This window comes from Oceanimonas smirnovii ATCC BAA-899 (assembly GCF_000381965.1).
Lineage (GTDB): Bacteria > Pseudomonadota > Gammaproteobacteria > Enterobacterales > Aeromonadaceae > Oceanimonas > Oceanimonas smirnovii.
The window spans coordinates 220,492-239,219 of the sequence record NZ_KB908454.1; the positions used below are offsets into that span (position 1 = coordinate 220,492).

Here is an 18,728-nt window from a genome sequence, read left to right on the forward strand (position 1 = left end):
GTGTTAAATAAAATTCAGAAAGAGCACTTGCTGTGGCCCTTGTCCTGCTCTGGCAAGCCAACCACGCCGGCTGGCAAGGTGGGGCGTTTTGATCGGGTAATTGGCCTGGTGCCCCAGAGTGTGTGCCTGTTCAAGCAGTTTCAGTATGAAACCGACATTATTGCCAAAGACGACATTGCCGGCTGTGTAGAAAATGAGCTGAAAACCCTGGTGGAGTGGCCGGATTATGATTTTTATTATCTGGTTAACGAAATAAGCCACCACTGGCAGGTGTCGGTATGGATTTGGCAAAAGCAGCAGGCAGAGTTTGCCGATGGCATTACGCATATTGTTCCGGCCATGGCTTATTACCTGGGCATGATGAATGCAACAGGCCAGAAAAGTGTGCTGTTTTACAAAGAAGATAACGCCACCTTTACCTGCACTGTGTCTGCGCTGGATGTGATTGAACGCATTGGATCGTTGCGCATGGCGCACCAGCGTCATTTGGTGCTATCTTGCCAGCGCGACAAGGTGGTGTGCTTTACCAATGACGCTGAGCACATTGGTATTGATCTGGAATGGAGTGAGTTAAAGCCAAACACCAGCTGGCGTGTGCTGCAAGCCGGCAAGCGTGCCGACAAGCTCGACCTCACCAACCCTGTGCCGCTTTATCGTGCTGTTGGGGTGTTGTCTGTGCTATGGCTGGGTTATATGGGGCTGGATTATGCCTGGCTGAACAGCAAGCATAGTGCCATTAAAGACGAGGTAAATGTGCTGCAGGCCGAGGTGCAGGATGTGCTGGATGCGCGCAGCCATTTTCAGGATGTGTCTAAAAATATGGACCAGATTAATGCTGCACTGAACCAGCAGCAGCAGCTGGTGGGCTATTTGGATGAGCTGCTGAAAGCGCTGTCTCCAGAGGTGGTAATTGAGCGTATTTCTTATAAAGACCGCGTGGTAACACTGAGAGGAGCGGCCACCGACAGTAATCAGTTTCTTGAAAGCCTGACCTCCATGAACACGGTAGATACTGCCCGCCTGCTGGGGGAAATTACCTTTAACAATGAGGGCATGCAGGTGTTTCGTGCAGAAGTAAGGCTGAAAAACTCATGAATATCATTGACCGTTTACCCCTTAAGAACAAGGAAGAACTGAAACGTGAGCTGTCTAGCCCTCTGGTGCAATGGGCGGGCTTGGCCATTTTGCTGATTGTGGTGTTTATGTTTTTGGTACTGCCTTATATGCAGTGGCGTGGCCAGTTTATTGACACCATTAAAGTAGACTCGGCGCAGCTGATTAAACTTGAGTCGTTAAACGCCAAGCGCGACAGCGTGAACACTATTCGTGAAAAAGTGGATGCCATTCACCAAAAGGCTCAGAGCCATTTGCTGCAGGCGCGCACCTATAATGGTGCTATTTCTGAGCAATTAAGCACCCTTGAGGGCATTTTTAACCCCTTGAACATTACTTTTGAGTCACGCCGTTTTGGCGATGGTGCTTATGAAAGCTGGCTGGGCGAGCGCATTCATACCGAGTGGGGATTTGTAGGCAGCAGCCAGAGTCTGATGGACTTCCTGTATCGTATTGCCGATGCAGACATCATTATTATTCCCGATGAGATAGAGATGATCCCTTATCAGGTGAGAGGCGAGGCTAAATACAAGCTCTCGGGCAAGTTCATTTCATACCGAAAGCTGGCTCTTGATCAGATTAAGCAGCAGGAGCGTTTAAGATGAGCCTGTTAACGCCGTTTGATATAAGGCTGATTGCCGGCTTTGCAGCCTGTGCCGTGCTGGCTACTGTGGTGACTGCCTGGTCTATTAGCAGTGATGCGGAAGACGATGCGGCCAGTGGCAATAATTTTCGGTTTGCGCTGAACGAGTATGAGCCCTGGCCAGATTTGGCACCGGGCAACCTGTTTGTGAGCGGACGCAGCCGAAATGATGCAGATAAAAAAGCAGAAAAGCAGGAAGTTGCAGAAGAAGTGGTCTCTTCCGAGCCGGTGCTGACCACCATTATTACCCGTGGCAGCGAGAAATTTGCTGTTTTTCTGATCGGCAAGACCAAGAAAATGGTGCAGGTGGGCGACAACCTGAATGAGGTTGCTAAAGTGACGGCAATTAATGACTATACCGTCACCATTTCCACTGCTGATGGCACCAGCGATTTTGTTATTTTCCCATCCTCCAGTGACAAGCTGAACCAGGTTTCTACAGATGCGTAAATTTAGTAAAAAGGAATATACCCCCGCATACAGCAAGTTGGCGCTCTGTGTGCTCTCCGGTCTGGTGTTGTCTGGCTGTGTTACTCAGCCAGATATGACAGTAAAACCCGTGCAGGCCACCAAAATGAGTGATGCCTCCAGCCAGGTGATTGTAAACGAGACTGAAGGTGCCTTGTCTGGCCAGGGCGGGCGCTTTATTAATCCGCGCAGCAATGTGCCGGCAGCACCCTTGTTGCGACAGGCTGAGTCTGGCACTGCTGAGCGTAACAACATTGCCCTGCCTGAAGAAAAAGTAAGCATTAATGCCGATGGCATGCCGCTTAACTATTTTATTAACCTGGCGCTGGGGGACGTGCTGGGGCTGGATTATATTGTTGACGAGTCTTTGGCAAACAATGAACAGCTGGTAACCCTGCGGGTAACCCAGCCGGTGAGCAGTGATCGTATGCTGGGCTTGATTGAAGAAGCCCTGCAGGTAAATGGCGTGATGCTGACGGTTTCTGATGGTCTGGTTACGGTGATTCCTTCTTCCAAGGGCGAAAAAGGGAATATTTCTCTGCTGGCTGAAACAGTGGGTCCCAAGCTGAAGTATGGCAACGTGGTAGAGATTATTCCTATTTACTATTTGCCCATGATTGAAGCCAGCAGCATGGCCGAGCGTATTGTGCGCGAGAGCCAGGGAACTGTGCTTATTCAGAACAACCTGAATGCCCTTATGGTGATCTCTCGACGGGATGATATTGAGAAAATCCATCAGCTGCTGACAAAACTTGACGTACCCAAACGGGTATCTAGCCATATGACGGTGGTGCAGCCTTCTTATCTTACTCAGCAAGAGCTGATGGAAGATTTGCAGCGTGCACTGAAAGCTGCCGGCGTGCCGGTGTATGAAGAAGAAGGCAATAACGGTGTGGTGCTGGTGCCCATGTCCAATAATATTCTGCTGATCTCATCATCTACCCGGGCCTGGCTGGATTATACCCAAGATTGGGTAACGCGGCTGGATCGGCCTAAACCAGTGGGCAGCGGCGATGGCGTATATGCCTATTATATGAAGAACACCAAAGCAGCAGACGCCTGGGAGGTGGTGTCGGCTATTTTTGGTGCCCAGAAAGAAATGGGCGAGGGCGAGCAGCCCGGTGTTGACCTGCTGGCCAATGCAAACAAAGAGATTGAGCGCAACAACACCAATATGGTGACGCCCACCTATCCATTGCCCGGCAACCGTGGCGGCATGCGTGATAATAACAATAATGCCCGCGCCCAGAGCATGAGCGTGGTAACTGATGAATATAGAGTAGTGGTGGATGCCAAGCGTAACGCACTGATCTTTACCGGTCGCTACAGCGACTATCAGCGTCTGGTGGAACTGCTCAAGTTTGTGGATCAGCGCCCGCGGCAGGTGCTGCTGCAGGCTGTTATTGCCGAGGTGTCTTTGCAAGACAGCACCAGTTTGGGTGTGTCCTGGGATATTACTGACGGTGACATAACCGGCGGCACCAGTGCGCTGGCAAGCTCTGGCTTTCTTAACCTGACGGGTGTGTTCTCTGATGTAACCGCCCGGCTGAACGCCGCTCTGACTAATAGCCAGGCGCGTATTTTGTCTACGCCGCGCATTATTGCGCTGGATCAGGAGTCGGCCAGCATTAACGTGGGTGACCAGATAGCGGTGAAAACCGGCCAGATTGGCGGCTCTGATAACAACCAGGAAGTGGCCACATTTCAGTATATTTCTGTAGGCCTGACGTTGGATATTACGCCTTCCATTAACCAGAATGGCCTGGTGGAGCTGACTATCAGTCAGGAAGTAAGTGTTCCCGGCACCGGTGGCGGTGGTGACACACCGCCCATACAAACCCGCTCCCTTAACACCAAGCTGCTGGCCGACAGCGGCGACACTGTATATATGGGGGGGTTGATCCGGCGTAACACCACCACCACAGAGCGCAAGGTGCCTTTCTTTGGTGATATTCCCGGACTGGGCTATTTGTTCAAGTCTCAGGAAGACGACGTTAACATTACCGAGCTGGTACTGCTGATCACGCCTTATGTGATTAACTCCCGGGAAGACGCCGGCTTCTATACCAATGAGTTCCGTACCATTACAGGTTGGAACCCGTTTGAGCCGCAAGGGCAAAGCTGATGAAGCTGATTTCTCTTCATTTGCCTAAAACTGCAGGGTCCAGCTTCAGAACTACGCTGGAAGAGGTGTTTGGTGAGCGCCTGCTGTGTGATTATGGTGACAGAAGCATCAGCAAGCCACCTGTGCAGCGACACAGAGAAGTGCTGTCATCAGCGCTTGCTGTGGCTGAGCAGGGAGTAGAAGCCCATGATTGTATTCATGGCCACTTTTTGCCGGTGAAATATTTGCCACTGGCCGATAGTGAGCCTTGTACCTTTATTACCTGGATGCGCCATCCTGTTGAACGGTTGATATCTCATTATCATTATTGGCAGCAGACCTATGATCCCATGCTTTCAGCGCCGCACCATAAGCGAGTGATAGAAGAAAAATGGTCATTGGAGCAGTTTTGCCTTAGTAAGCAGTTTCGTAACATTTACACTCAGTATTTGTGGGGGTTTCCCCAGAGTAACTTCAGTTTTGTGGGCATAACAGAGCATTACAGTGAAGATATGGATTACTTCTCTCAGTATGTATTAAAACACCCTGTTAACAAGCACACAGTGAATGTGACCAGCGGCGGTCAAGCCCGTGAGCAGCTGCCTCCAAGCATACAAGAAGCTGTGGAGCGCTTTCATGCCGCAGATATGCAGCTTTATGAGCAGGCACTACGAAGGCGGGCAAAAAGACATCACATTAACTAAAAAAGCGGACCTCAGGGTCCGCTTTTTTGTTTCCGTGTTGTTAATAAATGGATAAAGCCTGAGGGGCTCGATTGGGGCTTTTTTTACATTTTAGTAGTGCGGGATTTTGTCGCAAAAATCCTCCTATATTCCTTATTTTTAGCATAAAAGCTAATTGAAATTTCTTCTGGATCTAGATATGGCGTCATTTTTTTTGCGTTTTGCAATAAATGTGATCTGAGTGAGTCTTTCAGGTGATGCAAGACGAAATTTTTCAGCGCTTAGCTTGTTGACACTCGCGCCAGATTTCTACTATCCTCACTGCGCGCACTTCGGGGTGCTGTGTTACATATGCTTATCATTGTGACCTTCACAGTGCGCCGAAGGTTGATGAGGAACAGGGAGCGCTTGCAGTGGTGTAAGTGACTCATTTCCAAAAAGCAAAATGGATCCAAAAGGAAACAATAATGTTTAAAAAGACTCTGATCGCTGCAGCGGTCTCTATGGTTGCAACTGCTCCTGCTTTTGCTGATGTTGATATCGTTAATGAAAACTCCTGGCAGATCACCAAGATTGCCAACGTGTCCAAGCAGTCTGCACTGGACTTCTCTACTGCTGTTGAGGACGTAGAACTGCGTTTTGACAACGGTACTGTGCCTGCTGACCGCGAGCTGCGTAACAATGGTTTCCTGGTAATTGAAATCAACGAAGAGTCTGGTGCTACCTTTAACGCACCTGAAGTTCGTCAGTGGCTGACTACCGATGCTCCCAACGCTGCTTCTCTGGACGGTCTGGCTGTTTCTACCGACCTGGGTGGTTCTGAGTCTGTTGTGACTTCTAACGCTCTTGCTGAACTTGAGCGTTTCTTCCAGACTACTCTGGACAATGGTTATACCACTATCGTTCATAACCTGGACAAAGATGGCCGCCGCCTGCGTATTGCTCTGAAAAACGACGTTGAAACTGCCGTTTTCTCCGACGCCCGTGTAGATGTGAACCTGTCTGAAGGTAATAACATTTTCCGTCTGATTGAAGCCTACAACACCGACGTTGAAGATGTGCTGCTGACTGTTGGTGCCCAGCAAAACGGCTCTTACACTCACGACATTCTGGAAACTCCGGTTGTATTTGATCAGTCTGCTGAGCTGTATTCTCTGACCCGCACCAAACAGGGCCAGGCCACTGCGCTGGTTGATACCTTCTTTGAAAACTACAAGCTGGGTCTGAACAACGCAGCCTCTAACCACGATGGCTATGATTCAATCCGCCCTTCTTATGAAGGTGAAGACACTGACATCGTTGGTCGTTTCGTAATTGCTAACGAAACCAGCAACCAGAACATTCAGAAAGGTCAGGTTCGTCTGACCATGACTGGTGATTTCTCTGGTTTCCAGCGTAATGCTCAAAACTTCCTGCTGAAAGCTGATGGTACTGCCACTGAATGGAAAATCACCTCTGCCGGCACCGCTCGTCGTCTGGTTGATACTGTAGGTACTCTGCAGAGCCCGACTCAGCCTTCTCAGGTTATTGAGTCTATTCTGTATAACTTCACTCCGAATGATGGTACCGGCACTACTGGCTCTACCAATGGTGATAACACTGGTAACAACAACGACATTCGCCCGGGTTATGGTGACGTTCAGAACAACGGTGCCATCAACGGTGGTAACTACAACATTACTGCTGATATCGGTCAGTTCAACCGTGAAACTCTGGAAGCAGAAGCTAACGAAACTGACTCTTACTACCCGTTCGATGCTAACCTGGCCAACATCATCATTGTTGACCGTGACGGCATGAAGTTTGACACCATCACCACCGGTAGCTCTTCCGCTAACAAGATCTTCATCCGTGATGTGTCCAACCGTCTGGGTACCAGCGGTGGCAAGATCCTGGTAACTCTGGTTGAGTACGACAAGCACGGTGCCCACCAGGGTGGTAAAGGTACTGTTCGCGCTGACCGTCAGTTGCTGAAAAACGTAACCCTGCCCAGCGGCGGTGCTGTTACCCTGACCCCCGCTTCTGTTGCTGCAGACCTGGGCATTCAGATCGCTCCTTCTCACCAGGCCCGCTTCATCTTTGAAGTGCAGACCAACCAGGGTGAAGTGGCTATCAAGAAGTCCAACTCTGAAGGCGTAGACATCAAGAACGGTACCCGTAACGTTAACCAGCGTGACGGTGACAACGGCAATCTGGTTGACTTTACTCTGTAAAGATAATTGGTTTGTTGCAAAGGGAGCTTCGGCTCCCTTTTTTTATGCCTGCCAAATTTTGGCAGGCACTATTTTTGCCGGCTCAACATGGCTGTTGTGCTCTGGTATACTGCTTCCTTTTGTGGGGCTAAGAGCGGTTTATATGGCGGTTATCAGGGTAGAGCAGGTATGCAAGTCGTTTGTGACTACCCAGTCACCCTGGGCGCTGATTAAAAAGCACCTGTTTAACTCTGTAAATGTTCCTTATTTTCAGGCGCTTAAAGGTATCAGCTTTCATGCTGAAGCAGGGGAAACCATCGGCATTGTGGGCCATAATGGCTCGGGTAAGTCGACCCTGCTGCAAATTATTTGCGGAGTAATGCAGCCAGACAGCGGCAAGGTAACCGTAGAAGGCCGGGTAGCGGCGCTGCTTGAGCTGGGCTCTGGCTTTAATCCCGAGTTTACCGGCCGTGAAAATGTCTATTTTAATGCCATGCTGTTGGGCCTGAGCCGGCAGGAAGTGGATGCTTCTTTTGATCAGGTTGTTGCGTTTTCCGGCATTGGCGACTTTCTGGAGCAGCCGGTAAAGACCTATTCCAGTGGCATGATGTTACGTTTGGCTTTTTCGGTCATTATTCACAGCAACCCACAGATATTAATTGTGGATGAAGCGTTAGCCGTGGGTGATGAAGCATTTCAAAGAAAGTGTTATGCCAGGCTTAAACAGTTACAGGCCGCAGGTGTTACTTTGCTGTTTGTCTCTCACTCTGCCGGCCAGGTTATTGAGCTGTGTGATCGTGCTGTGTTGCTGGACCATGGTGAGATGTTAATGATAGGTGAGCCCAAGCAGGTGGTGCATCATTATCATAAGCTGTTGCATATGGAGCAGGGGGAGCGAGAGCGTTTTCGTCTGCATTTGCAGCAATTTGGCCATACTGACAGCTATGTTCCTACAGATGAAGAGTCTGAAAATTCACCTGCTCCTGTTATCTCTGAAGCGGTTTTTAATGCAGAACTGCAACCCGAAACCACTGTCTGGTATTCCTCTCGCGGTGCTGTGCTTAGTGCACCTCATTTACAGAATTTAAACGGCGAAAAGGTTAATTTGCTGGAGTCGGGCCAGCGCTACCGTTATTGTTATCATGTCACCTTTGAACAGGATGCGTTTGAAGTTGGTTTTGGCATGATGATTAAAACGCTGAGTGGCATACCCATTAGCGGTGCTACAACCACCCGAAATCATCAGCATCGCATTCCGTTTGTGGCGGCTGGCAGTTGTTTTACCATTAAGTTTGAGTTTGTATGTGCATTGCGAAATGGCACTTATTTTCTTAATTGTGGCTGCTCTGCACTGATTAATGGTGAGCGTGAGTTTTTACACAGAGGGGTTGATGTAGCCATGTTTCAGGTGATTGCCGAATCTGAAGATGCTACCGGAATGATTGATTTGTGTGCTGGCTTTATGGCCGAAGAAGTTTGAGATTATAAATATGCCAAAGGTTAACCTTTTTATTGTCGGCACTCAGAAAGGGGGAACTACCGCCTTAGCCGAATTTATGTCTTTGCACCCTGATGTTTGCGTGGCTAAGAATAAAGAGGTGCATATTTTTGATCATGAAGCAGCTCCAGGCATGAGTGCTGAAGAGATTGACGAAGCGTATTCTCAGCACTTTTCTCATTATGGTGGAGAGCGTTACCGCTGTGATGCAACGCCGGTTTATATGTTTTTTTCCGACGTTGCTCGCCAGCTGTTGCAATATAACAAAGACGCTAAAGTAATAGTGTTGCTTCGTGACCCCGCAGAGCGGGCTTTGTCACATTTTCACATGCAAAAGCGACAGGGTAGTGAGCGTTTTTCTTTTCTTTCAGCCTTGTTAATAGAAAACCATCGTTTAAAAAAAGACAGTAAGCCTCGCTGTTTCAGCTCTGCCTGGCGCGCTTTTAGCTATAGAAGCAGAGGTTATTATAGCCGTCAGTTAGATGCTATATTTGACAATTTTAAAAAAGAACAGGTTCTTATATTGAGAAATAATGATCTTGTTTATGATCATTATGGCTCATTGAATAAAGTTGCTGAATTCTTGGGTGTGGAGCGTTTTTGTTGCGAGCCGCGTAAGGTTTTTTCTGGCGAGTACAAGAAAAGCGTTTTTCAACGACTTTTACTTACTTTTTTAAGGTTGAGTTACTTTCCTGAACGTGTTCGTTTATATCGGCGTTACGGAATAAAGCTTTAATGAAAGCAACTCTTTATAAAACCAACTAAAGCATAACAGGAAACCAGATGACCAAGCAGTTAGTGGTGGTGTTGGGAATGCACCGTAGCGGAACCAGCGCCTTGACCAGAAGCTTGCAAGTGCTGGGTGTAGATTTAGGCGATAACCTTTTACCAGCAAATGCACAAGTTAATGCCAAAGGCTTTTGGGAAGACAGAGAAATTCTGCAATTTAATGTTGAGCTGATGAGCGTGCTGGGCCTGGATTGGGACAATCTGGCCATTATTAGCCCTGAGCTTTGCAATAGTGAACAGGTGCGTGTTTATGTGCCTGGGGCGGTGGCTTTGCTTAAAAAGAAAATGCAGCATACCGCGTGTTTTGGGCTTAAAGATCCGCGCATGTCTGTGTTATTGCCTTTCTGGAAGCAGGTGTTTGATCTGCTTGGTCTTGATGTTTTCTATATTATTGCTGCTCGCCATCCGTTAAGCATAGTGCAGTCTCTTGCCAAAAGAGACAATATGCTGCCAGAGCAGACTCTGCCTTTGTGGCAAAATTATATGCTGTCTTGCCTGTGGTATACCAGAGGGGAGCGCTGCCTGGTGGTTGAGTATGAAAATATTCTCAAGGCTCCTGAGCAGCAGTTGTTGAGGCTGTCGGCACTTACTGGCTTAACGTTTGACGCCAAAAGTGATGCTTTCAAATTATATGCTTCTGATTTTATTAGCCCTGAATTAAGCCATAGTCACTTTGCTGCTGAGCAGTTTGAAGCAGCAGGCGCTGTGACTGCAGAGCACGTAAAATTATATCACTTACTTGTTGCATTGGCGCATGATGAGTTTGACATTAATAATGAAGGCTGTCAGAAGAAAATAAAAAGACTTGTTGATGCAAGGAACAAAAAGTCTGATCTTTTATATCTTGCTGGCTTGCAGTCACGCTGGTTAAATGAAAAGAAGATTGAGCTTTCTTCTGCTTTGCAAGAGAAAGAAATATTAAGTGACCATATCTCTGCTCTTGATAAGCAGATTGTGGAATTAAAAGATTATGTAAATGAGCTTGAGCCCTTAAAATTAAAAGTTGAGCAAGTTGTTTCTCATCATAAACTTGCGGAGCAAGAGCTTAATGAACGCTTTGTTACTATTAACGATCTTGAGTCTGAAGTTGAAAATTTGAGTCTTCAGTTGACATATTTAACTGATCGTGAAGTGTGTTTAAATAATCAGCTAAATAGTAAAGATGAACTCATTATTGAATTATCTTATGAGTTACAGGAAGCAAGGCGAGAAGTTGAACGGCTTGTTGTCGAGAAGAGTTGGCTGGCTGATTTTTCTGATAGTATTTTGAACAGCCGTTCCTGGAAGTTGACCAGACCCCTGAGAAAAATGGGAGAATTGGCTCGTAATGATAAAAGCGCCTTTGTTAAGCGGAACCTTAGCAGAGCCTTGGCGCTGCTTGATGCCTCACTCAGAAACCCCAGACTAATTACCAAAGCTTTTCATTACTATAAAGCGCATGGTGTTAAAGGCACTGTTGAGAGATTAAAACATTTCTCTCATTGCTCTCAGTCGGTCATGAGCCACGCCACCTGTGGTGAAAGCGAGCAAAAGTACATTATTTTAACTACGCCCCATTGCCATTACCTGGCCTTGTTAATCAGTGATGCACTTAGCAAGGCCGGAAAAGACAGCGAAATAATCTTTGAAGAGCCTGCAGGTGGCTTTAATGAACAACTGCATTTTGTGATCTGTGCACAGATGTTTGAGCGTTTACCTCCGCTTTATGTTGCCTGGCAGATGGAGCAGTCGGTCAGCTCCCGTTGGTTTACCGATGCTTATCTGAGTGCACTTGAAAATGCCTGGTGTGTATTTGACTACTCATTAAAAAATATTGAGTTTTTACAGGCTGAAAAAGGGATAGGATACAAACAGCTCTATTATCTTCCCGTTGGCTACCGTAAGCAACATCAGCTTGTTAAAAAAAATGAACAGGTAGATGTTCTTTTTTATGGTGATGTTAATAATGAACGCCGTCGTTGTTATATAGAAAAACTTAAAGAGCACTTCACGGTTGAAGTTGTCAGTAATGTTTTTGGTGATGCGCTTTATGAGAAAATGGCTAAAGCCAAGGTCATTGTTAATATTCACTATTATGAAGGTGCCTTGCTCGAAACCACTCGAATTTATGAATGCCTGAGTCAGCAACAGATAGTGGTATCTGAAGAAGGTTCAGATATGGACGAGCATGCTGATTTGCTTAGCCGGGTTGATTTTGTACCCGTGAATGATATTGATGCCATGATCAGCCGCGTTGCATTCTGGGTTAACAATAGCAGTGCTGAGCGGGCGCTGCGTCGCAAAGAGATTGTCGCTGACTGCGAGTTAAAGCCGGACTGGTTTGAGTTTTACTTTATGCGCATGCTGCTTGCGGCAGAAATTATTGATTTTGAAGAGTTTTATGAGGTCGCTTCAAAGCACATTCATTTTCAAGGTGACTTTGTTTGTCTTGGTTTGCCTGAGACAGTATCAAGAAAGAAAGATTTTGATAAAGATAATATTTTCAACATAGAGTACTTCCCGGGTTTGCGTCACCGGCTGGGTTGGGTGGGTTGTGGCCTGAGCTACAAGTTCTTGATGCGTAAAGCCAGAGATGCGGGTTTACCTCATATCACTGTTTGTGAAGACGATGTTCAGTTTGAACCCGACTTTTGGAACCGCTATCAGCAGGTGATGGAGCATCTTGATACAAGAAAGGACTGGGATTTATTTGCTGGTCTTATTGCTCAGTTGCATAAAGAACTGCAGATTCTTGATGTGACCGATGAAAGGGGTGAACGCTTTATCACCATTGACAGCATGGTGAGTATGGTGATGAACGTTTACTCTTCCCGCTTTTATGAAAAGCTACAAAACTGGGATCACCACAATCATAATGCTGACGAAAATACAATTGACAGGTTTATTGAGCAGCATGATGGAGTAAGAGCGGTGACTACAGCACGCTTTCTGGCCGGACATAAAGAAGAACTTGACTCTACTCTGTGGGGATTCAACAACAAAACCTATTCTCAGATGATTGCTGAAAGCGAGGCACAGCTTGGTGAATTGGTCGCTGATTTTGAACAAACCACTACTCCAGCCAGGGCCGTGTAGGTGACTGTGCGTTTGACTGTGGTGGTTCCGCTGTTTAATGCCGCGCCTTATTTGCCGGCATTACTGCCTGTTCTGAAAGAGTGGGTTACGCGCGCCGAAGTTCGGGAGCTGTTGTTTGTAGATTCTTGCTCTGAGGACGATACCGCAGAGCAGCTGGCCGCATTTGGCCTTGGCCGTATACTCACGGTAAGTAGCAGTGAATTTGATCATGGTGGCACTCGCAGCTGGGCGGCGCAGCAGGTTAAGGCTGAAGTAGTGATATTTTTGACTCAGGATGCCTTACCAGCATCGGCCGACGATATTGAACGGTTAACCGCTGTGTTTGCAGATCCGCAAGTGGCAGCTGCTTATGGACGTCAGCTGCCTTATAAATGCTGCCATGTATTTGGCCGCCATTTGCGCATGTTTAACTATGGCGAATACTCTTATGTGCGTGGATTAGATAACAGAAAGCAATTTGGTATTAAAACGGCATTTTTGTCTAATTCCTTTGCTGCTTACCGACGCTCTGCTCTGGAGCAGATTGGCTGGTTTAAAAATGATTTAATTCTGGGCGAAGACAGCTATGCCGGTGGCAAGCTGCTGCTGGCGGGCTGTAAGCTGGCTTATGTGGCAGAGGCGCAGGTTTATCATTCCCACAGTTATACGGTGTGGCAGGAGTTTACACGCTATTTTGATATTGGTGTGTTCCATGCTGCCGAGGCCTGGTTGCTGAGAGAATTTGGTGCACCTGAAGGCGAGGGCCTGCGCTATATGCGCTCGGAATTTGACTTTTTATGTCGCGAGCAAGCCCTTGTTCTGCTGCCCGCTTTTTTGCTGCGCAATGCCATGAAGTGGCTGGGTTACCGGCTGGGCAGGGGCTATCGTTGCCTGCCGTTGTGGTTGATATGCAAACTGAGTATGCATCGGCGCTGGTGGCAGCGCAGCCGTCCGCTTTGCTAGAATGGCGTTCGCCTTTTCTGCGGATACGCTTTAATGAACACATCCCGTAGCCTTACTGAACGTTACCCTGCCAGTGTGGTGGTGCCGCTGCTGGATGCACTGGCCCTGCTGGCGGGGGCGGTGGCAGCTCACACATGGCGCTTTGGCCACATTGACTTGCCTGATCGCTATTGGCTTGCCTCGGTAATGATGATTTTGCTGGTTACTCTGTGTAATACGGCAACCGGCGCTTATGAGCGTTGGCGCATTACCCGCTTGTCGTCACTACTGGCTCGCCAGTTTATGGTGTGGCTGGCCGTGGTGGTGGTGTTCACTTTTATTCTTTATATAACACACGCAGCAGACCGCTACTCCCGTTTATGGATGGGTGGCACTGTGTTGTTTTCATTTGGGTTGGCTGCTACCGGGCGGATTATTATTCAGCTGCTGCTGCGGCAGGCCCGGCGCATGGGGCGCTCGGTGCGCTCTGTTTTTTTGGTTGGCCCGGCCAGTAATGTGCTGAAGGCTGGCCATGGCATGCGTAGTGCCCCGGAAGAGGGCTATTGCATTGCCGGCATACAAAGGCTGAAAGAGAGAGTTAACGAAGAAGACCTGATTAATCTTGCCCGGCGTGTGGCAGCCTCTGGCGCGCAGGAAGTGTGGATTTGTGTGCCGTTGGAAATGGGAGCGGCGGTGCGATCCATTTTTCAGGCGTTGCGCAACCATATGGTGGAGGTGCGTTTCATTCCTGAATTCAGGGATATGCAGCTGCTTAATCATCGCACCAGTGAAGTGGCAGGGCAGTTTGCCTTTGATTTGAGTGTGACCCCCATGAAGGGGCTTGCCCACTTTCTAAAGCGTATGGAAGACATCGTGCTGGGCAGTGTTATCAGCATTTTGGTGTTGCCGGTGTGCCTTGTTATTGCTGTGTGCATAAAGCTGAGCTCTCCTGGGCCTGTGCTGTTCAAACAGTATCGCACTGGAGTAAATGGCAAGGTGTTTAAGGTGTATAAGTTTCGCTCTATGGTGGTGCATCAGGAGCAGACCGGTGGAGTAACACAGGCTTGCCGCCACGACAGCCGTTTTACGCCTGTAGGTGCCTTTTTGCGTCGCACCTCGCTGGATGAGTTGCCTCAATTCTACAACGTGCTGCAGGGGCGTATGTCGATTGTGGGGCCCCGGCCTCATGCGCTGGCGCACAATGAGTATTATAAAGAGCTGGTTGAATCGTATATGCGCCGTCATAAGGTTAAACCCGGCATTACCGGCTGGGCTCAGGTGCACGGCTACCGGGGCGAAACAGATACCATAGAAAAGATGGAAGGCCGGGTTGAGCACGATCTCTGGTATATAGACAATTGGAGCCTGTGGCTGGATTTGCGCATTATCTTTTGGACGATTTTTAAAGGGTTTATTAATAAAAATGCCTATTGAGCGCACTTGGTTCAGCAGTTTTGCAGTGTTCTTGATGGGCGCACTGGCTCTGGTGGTGGACAGTGGTTATTCCTATGGTGCAGCTTTGTTATTGCTGGCCAGTGTGACTCTGTTGTGGCGTAGACCGGCATTGAACCTGACTCGCGAAGATAAATTGCTGATGGCGGTGCTGGCCGGTTACTCCCTGCTGTTTATGCTGCAGCTGGCGCTGGAAGGGGCGGGCGCATCGGCCTTTGACAGACCCAGCCGGTTTTTGTTTGCGGTGCCTGTGCTGCTGTTGGTGCTGGCCTTTCCGCCCCGCCTGAGCTGGCTGTGGAGCGGCCTGGTGGCGGGCAGTGTGGCCACTGCCGGCTGGGCGCTCTGGCAAAAGTGGTTGATGGGCATAGAAAGGGCCACCGGCCACACTTATGTGATTCAGTTTGGCAACATCAGCATGCTGTTTGGCCTGTTTTGCCTGGCCGGTCTGGGCTGGGCAGCGGTGCAGCCTAATGCCCGCCGCTGGGTGGCTGTGTTGTTGCTGGGGGCGCTTTGTGGGGCGCTGTGCTCTTTATTATCTGGCAGCCGGGGCGGCTGGATTGGCCTGCCCTTTGTGTTTTTAGTGCTGTTTCGCGCCTATGGTGCTGTGCTGGGAAGACGGCTGGTGTTGCTGGCGCTGGCAGCGCTGCTGGGGCTGGGCGGGATTGTGTATGCGCTGCCCCAAACCGGGGTGCAGCAGCGGGTGCAGCAGGCCTTTGTGGATATTGAGCAATATCAGCAGGGCAATCGTAATACCTCTTTGGGTGCCCGTTTTGATATGTGGCAGGGGGCGTTAACCCTGATTGCCGAAAAGCCGTTAACCGGCTGGGGCTGGCAGGGATATAATGAAGGCATGCAGCAGCTGGCGGATGCGGGCCGGGTGATGCAGTTTGCCGCCGATAACCATGCTCATAATGAATATCTTGATAATTTTGCACGGCGCGGCGTGTTGGGCATTTTGTCGTTGCTGGCGTTGTATCTGGTGCCGCTGAAGCTGTTTGCCCGTCGCTTGAGCTGCACTAACCTGGAGCTGCGGGCGGTAGCCACCGCTGGTGCTATTCTGCCCGTGGCCTTTATGGATTTTGGCCTGTCGCAGGTGTTTTTTGGCCACAACAGCGGCGTAATGGTTTATGCCTTTTGGCTGGCGGTGCTGTGGGGCACCCTGCGGGCGATGGAACGAGCCCCTTTGGGGACGTAGGCCCCAATTTATTGGGGCAACGGCATTGGATGTAGCACGGTTTGCCGAAGCCGGACCGATTAAATTAACGCATGTAAAGGAAAGTGAATGACAGTGCTGGTAACCGGTGGCACCGGGTATATTGGCTCTCATGCCATTGTGGAGCTGCAGAACGCCGGCCATCAGGTGCTGGCGCTGGATAATCTTTGTAACTCGTCTCGTGAGTCTTTACTGCGTGTGGAGCAAATAACCGGCAAGCCGGTGCCCTTTGTTCAGGGTGATATTCGTGACGCAAGCCTGCTGAGCCGGGTGTTTCGTGATTATTCCATTACCGCCGTGATGCACTTTGCCGGTTTGAAGGCGGTGGGCGAGAGCGTGGCCAGGCCGCTTGAATATTATGATGTGAATGTGAACGGCACCCTGATGCTGGCAAAAGCCATGAACGAAGCGGGTGTGTTTAATCTGGTGTTCAGCTCGTCGGCCACTGTGTATGGCAGCCCCGAGAGCATGCCCATTAATGAGCAGTGTGCGGTGGGCGGCACCACTAACCCTTATGGCACGTCCAAGCTGATGGTGGAGAAGATGCTGCAGGATGTGGCGGCTTCCGATGAGCGTTGGTCCATTGCCTTGCTGCGCTATTTTAATCCTGTTGGTGCTCATGAGTCGGGCCTGATTGGTGAAGATCCCAGTGGCGTGCCCAATAATCTTTTACCTTATGTGACCCAGGTGGCCGTTGGCCAGAGAGAGCGGCTGTCTGTTTTTGGTGGTGATTATCCGACTGAAGATGGCACCGGGGTGCGTGATTATATTCATGTTGTTGATCTGGCTGCCGGCCATTTGCGCGCCATTGAATATATTGCTGCCCGCAAGGGGGTGAGCATTTTTAATCTGGGAACCGGCAGGGGCTATTCTGTGCTGGAAATAGTGGCTGCGTTTGAGCGGGTAACCGGACGTAAGGTGCCTTATGCCATAATGCCGCGGCGCGCCGGTGATATTGCCGAGTGCTGGTCTGATCCTGCCAGAGCAAAGCAGGAGCTGGGCTGGGTGGCCAGGCGCAGCCTGGAGCAAATGCTGGCCGATGCCTGGCGCTGGCAATCGCAAAATCCAAATGGGTTTGTTTAACCCTCTCCCAGCCTCTCCCTTGAAAGGGAGAGGGGCACAGAGCATTTATTCCCTCCCCTTTCTAAGGGGAGGGTTGGGGGGGGGTTAGCCTTCAACCCCCTCCCGACCTCCCCCTTAAAAAGGGGGAGGAGCGGATTGATTCCCTCCCCTTTGTAAGGGGAGGGTTAGGGTGGGGTTTATTTGGCTGGGGGAGGAGCAGTTACGCCAGGTTGGGGTTGCCGAACCCGCCGCAGCAGCACAAAGCCTGCGCCCATGGCCAGGGCGTAGCCGGCTTCCAGCCCCAGATAAATAAATACGCCGGCGCACAGCAGGGTGGCCACCACGGCCAGGGCGCGCCAGAAACCCTGCAGCAGTTTTACCCCGGCCACCATGGCCAGCAGATACACCAGCACGAAGTTGCCGTTGGCGTAGCGCATTAAGGTTTCCAGCGGCAGCCTGAACAGCCAGGCGGCGAGCACACAAATGACGCTGGCTGCCACCACCCAGCACAGGGCGGCAAAGGGTGCGCCGTGGCGGTTAAGTTTGCTTAAGGTTGCCGGCAACTTGCCTTCGTCGGCCATGCTCCACAGCAGGCGGCCAAAGCCCTGCACATAGAGGTTGAGGCTGGCAAAGCAGGCGGCGTAGCCCACCAGGGCGGCGGCCCAGCGGCCTTTTTCACCAAACAGCATGGCCAGCAGCACCGGGAATGAGGTGGTGTTGGTGCGCTCGTCGCCAAACAGGCCAAATTTTACTACCGCCATGGCGTAGGCAAAATAGATAAAGCCTGCCAGCAGCACGCCGAACAGCAGTGCCAGCGGAAAGTCCCGCTCCGGCCGGCGAAATTCCTCGCCCATGTGGGTAAAGGCTTCCAGACCCACAAAGCACCAGAACATCACCGCCAGCACGGCGGGCAGGGCGCTCCAGCTGACTGTGGACGGGGCCGGCAGGGTGGCGGCGGCACTGGCCGACAGATCGCCTGCCAGCCACACTGCCACCAGCAGGCTGACAATGGTCACGGCAATTAATAACTGCACCAGGCCCGAGGCTCCGCTGGGGCGGCTGCCCAGCACCAGCACCAGACCAAGGGTGCCCAGCTGAATAAGCAGATCACCCGTGCTGTTCAGCGGAAACAGAGCATGCCAGAAGCCGGTGGTGAGGGTGAGCATGGCGGGCAGGCCCACGGGCAGCACCGCCAGAAACAAAAAGGCGGCGAGCTTTTCCATGGGCAGACCCAGCGCCCGGCCAATAAGGTGCGGTGCGCCACCGGCATGAGGAAAGGCGCGGCCCAGGCGGGCAAAGGTAAAGGCCACCGGCAGCACCAGCACCATGAGTAACAGCCAGGCCCAGAGTGAGTCGGCCCCGGCCAGGCTGGCCGCCACTGCCGGCACCACAAAAATGCCGCTGCCCAGCAGCGAGGTGGCCATCATGCCGGTGCCGTAGCCCAGGCCCAGCTCTTTATGTAATCGTCCCATCGAGTTTTAAATCCGTATTCAGTAATTCTGATATATTACCGCC

14 protein-coding genes are annotated in these 18,728 nt (G+C 50.3%); 13 read left to right on the forward strand and 1 reads right to left on the reverse strand.

The features are described from left to right. The 13 genes from G364_RS0101040 to galE all read left to right on the forward strand — a co-directional run bounded on the left by G364_RS0101040 (position 1) and on the right by galE (position 17,234). On the forward strand, positions 1 to 1,095 hold the full coding sequence (locus G364_RS0101040; RefSeq protein WP_019933286.1) for a PilN domain-containing protein: 1,095 nt from the start codon (positions 1 to 3) through the stop codon (positions 1,093 to 1,095). Further along, positions 1,092 to 1,718 carry a hypothetical protein gene (locus tag G364_RS0101045; protein ID WP_019933287.1) on the forward strand — a complete coding sequence of 209 codons (627 nt, stop codon included), beginning with the start codon at positions 1,092 to 1,094 and terminating at the stop codon, positions 1,716 to 1,718. The genes G364_RS0101040 and G364_RS0101045 overlap by 4 nt, the downstream gene beginning before the upstream one ends. Then, positions 1,715 to 2,206 carry a hypothetical protein gene (locus G364_RS0101050; protein WP_019933288.1) on the forward strand — a complete coding sequence of 164 codons (492 nt, stop codon included), beginning with the start codon at positions 1,715 to 1,717 and terminating at the stop codon, positions 2,204 to 2,206. The genes G364_RS0101045 and G364_RS0101050 overlap by 4 nt, the downstream gene beginning before the upstream one ends. Then, complete coding sequence (locus G364_RS0101055) at positions 2,199 to 4,349, forward strand: type II secretion system protein D (RefSeq protein WP_019933289.1); 2,151 nt, start codon at positions 2,199 to 2,201, stop codon at positions 4,347 to 4,349. The genes G364_RS0101050 and G364_RS0101055 overlap by 8 nt, the downstream gene beginning before the upstream one ends. After that, positions 4,349 to 5,032: a sulfotransferase family 2 domain-containing protein gene (locus tag G364_RS0101060; RefSeq protein ID WP_019933290.1), complete on the forward strand. Its 684-nt coding sequence runs from the start codon at positions 4,349 to 4,351 to the stop codon at positions 5,030 to 5,032. The genes G364_RS0101055 and G364_RS0101060 overlap by 1 nt, the downstream gene beginning before the upstream one ends. A gap of 446 nt (positions 5,033 to 5,478) precedes the next feature. After that, positions 5,479 to 7,224, forward strand: a complete 1,746-nt coding sequence (locus G364_RS16180) for a VapA family S-layer protein (protein WP_019933291.1) — start codon at positions 5,479 to 5,481, stop codon at positions 7,222 to 7,224. A 142-nt stretch (positions 7,225 to 7,366) separates the two neighbouring features. Beyond that, positions 7,367 to 8,683 (forward strand): ABC transporter ATP-binding protein, encoded by a 1,317-nt coding sequence (locus G364_RS0101075; RefSeq protein ID WP_019933292.1) that lies wholly within the window; start codon positions 7,367 to 7,369, stop codon positions 8,681 to 8,683. Positions 8,684 to 8,693: 10 nt separating this feature from the next. Continuing rightward, the gene (locus G364_RS0101080) at positions 8,694 to 9,437 is read left to right on the forward strand and encodes a sulfotransferase domain-containing protein (RefSeq protein ID WP_040614397.1); all 744 of its coding nucleotides are present in this window, start codon (positions 8,694 to 8,696) and stop codon (positions 9,435 to 9,437) included. A 47-nt stretch (positions 9,438 to 9,484) separates the two neighbouring features. Further along, the gene (locus G364_RS16740) at positions 9,485 to 12,565 is read left to right on the forward strand and encodes a hypothetical protein (protein WP_019933294.1); all 3,081 of its coding nucleotides are present in this window, start codon (positions 9,485 to 9,487) and stop codon (positions 12,563 to 12,565) included. Then, on the forward strand, positions 12,566 to 13,507 hold the full coding sequence (locus tag G364_RS0101090) for a glycosyltransferase family 2 protein (protein WP_019933295.1): 942 nt from the start codon (positions 12,566 to 12,568) through the stop codon (positions 13,505 to 13,507). Between the two features lie 33 nt (positions 13,508 to 13,540). Further along, a complete protein-coding gene (locus G364_RS0101095; protein WP_019933296.1) occupies positions 13,541 to 14,920 on the forward strand; it encodes an undecaprenyl-phosphate glucose phosphotransferase in 1,380 nt (459 codons plus the stop codon). Positions 14,921 to 14,954: 34 nt separating this feature from the next. Next, positions 14,955 to 16,133: an O-antigen ligase family protein gene (locus tag G364_RS0101100; protein WP_211212406.1), complete on the forward strand. Its 1,179-nt coding sequence runs from the start codon at positions 14,955 to 14,957 to the stop codon at positions 16,131 to 16,133. 87 nt (positions 16,134 to 16,220) lie between these two features. After that, positions 16,221 to 17,234 carry a UDP-glucose 4-epimerase GalE gene (gene galE, locus G364_RS0101105; RefSeq protein ID WP_019933298.1) on the forward strand — a complete coding sequence of 338 codons (1,014 nt, stop codon included), beginning with the start codon at positions 16,221 to 16,223 and terminating at the stop codon, positions 17,232 to 17,234. A gap of 176 nt (positions 17,235 to 17,410) precedes the next feature. Here galE and yjeH read toward each other — a convergent pair whose 3' ends face one another. After that, positions 17,411 to 18,685, reverse strand: a complete 1,275-nt coding sequence (gene yjeH / locus G364_RS0101110; RefSeq protein ID WP_019933299.1) for an L-methionine/branched-chain amino acid transporter — start codon at positions 18,683 to 18,685, stop codon at positions 17,411 to 17,413. Positions 18,686 to 18,728: the final 43 nt, after the last annotated feature.

Coding starts and splice junctions, on each gene's coding strand:
- G364_RS0101045 (WP_019933287.1), top strand. CDS start 1,092: ATGAATATCATTGACCGTTTACCCCTTAAGAACAAGGAAGAACTGAAA.
- G364_RS0101050 (WP_019933288.1), top strand. CDS start 1,715: ATGAGCCTGTTAACGCCGTTTGATATAAGGCTGATTGCCGGCTTTGCA.
- G364_RS0101055 (WP_019933289.1), top strand. CDS start 2,199: ATGCGTAAATTTAGTAAAAAGGAATATACCCCCGCATACAGCAAGTTG.
- G364_RS0101060 (WP_019933290.1), top strand. CDS start 4,349: ATGAAGCTGATTTCTCTTCATTTGCCTAAAACTGCAGGGTCCAGCTTC.
- G364_RS16180 (WP_019933291.1), top strand. CDS start 5,479: ATGTTTAAAAAGACTCTGATCGCTGCAGCGGTCTCTATGGTTGCAACT.
- G364_RS0101075 (WP_019933292.1), top strand. CDS start 7,367: ATGGCGGTTATCAGGGTAGAGCAGGTATGCAAGTCGTTTGTGACTACC.
- G364_RS0101080 (WP_040614397.1), top strand. CDS start 8,694: ATGCCAAAGGTTAACCTTTTTATTGTCGGCACTCAGAAAGGGGGAACT.
- G364_RS16740 (WP_019933294.1), top strand. CDS start 9,485: ATGACCAAGCAGTTAGTGGTGGTGTTGGGAATGCACCGTAGCGGAACC.
- G364_RS0101095 (WP_019933296.1), top strand. CDS start 13,541: ATGAACACATCCCGTAGCCTTACTGAACGTTACCCTGCCAGTGTGGTG.
- G364_RS0101100 (WP_211212406.1), top strand. CDS start 14,955: ATGGGCGCACTGGCTCTGGTGGTGGACAGTGGTTATTCCTATGGTGCA.
- galE (WP_019933298.1), top strand. CDS start 16,221: ATGACAGTGCTGGTAACCGGTGGCACCGGGTATATTGGCTCTCATGCC.
- yjeH (WP_019933299.1), bottom strand. CDS start 18,685: ATGGGACGATTACATAAAGAGCTGGGCCTGGGCTACGGCACCGGCATG.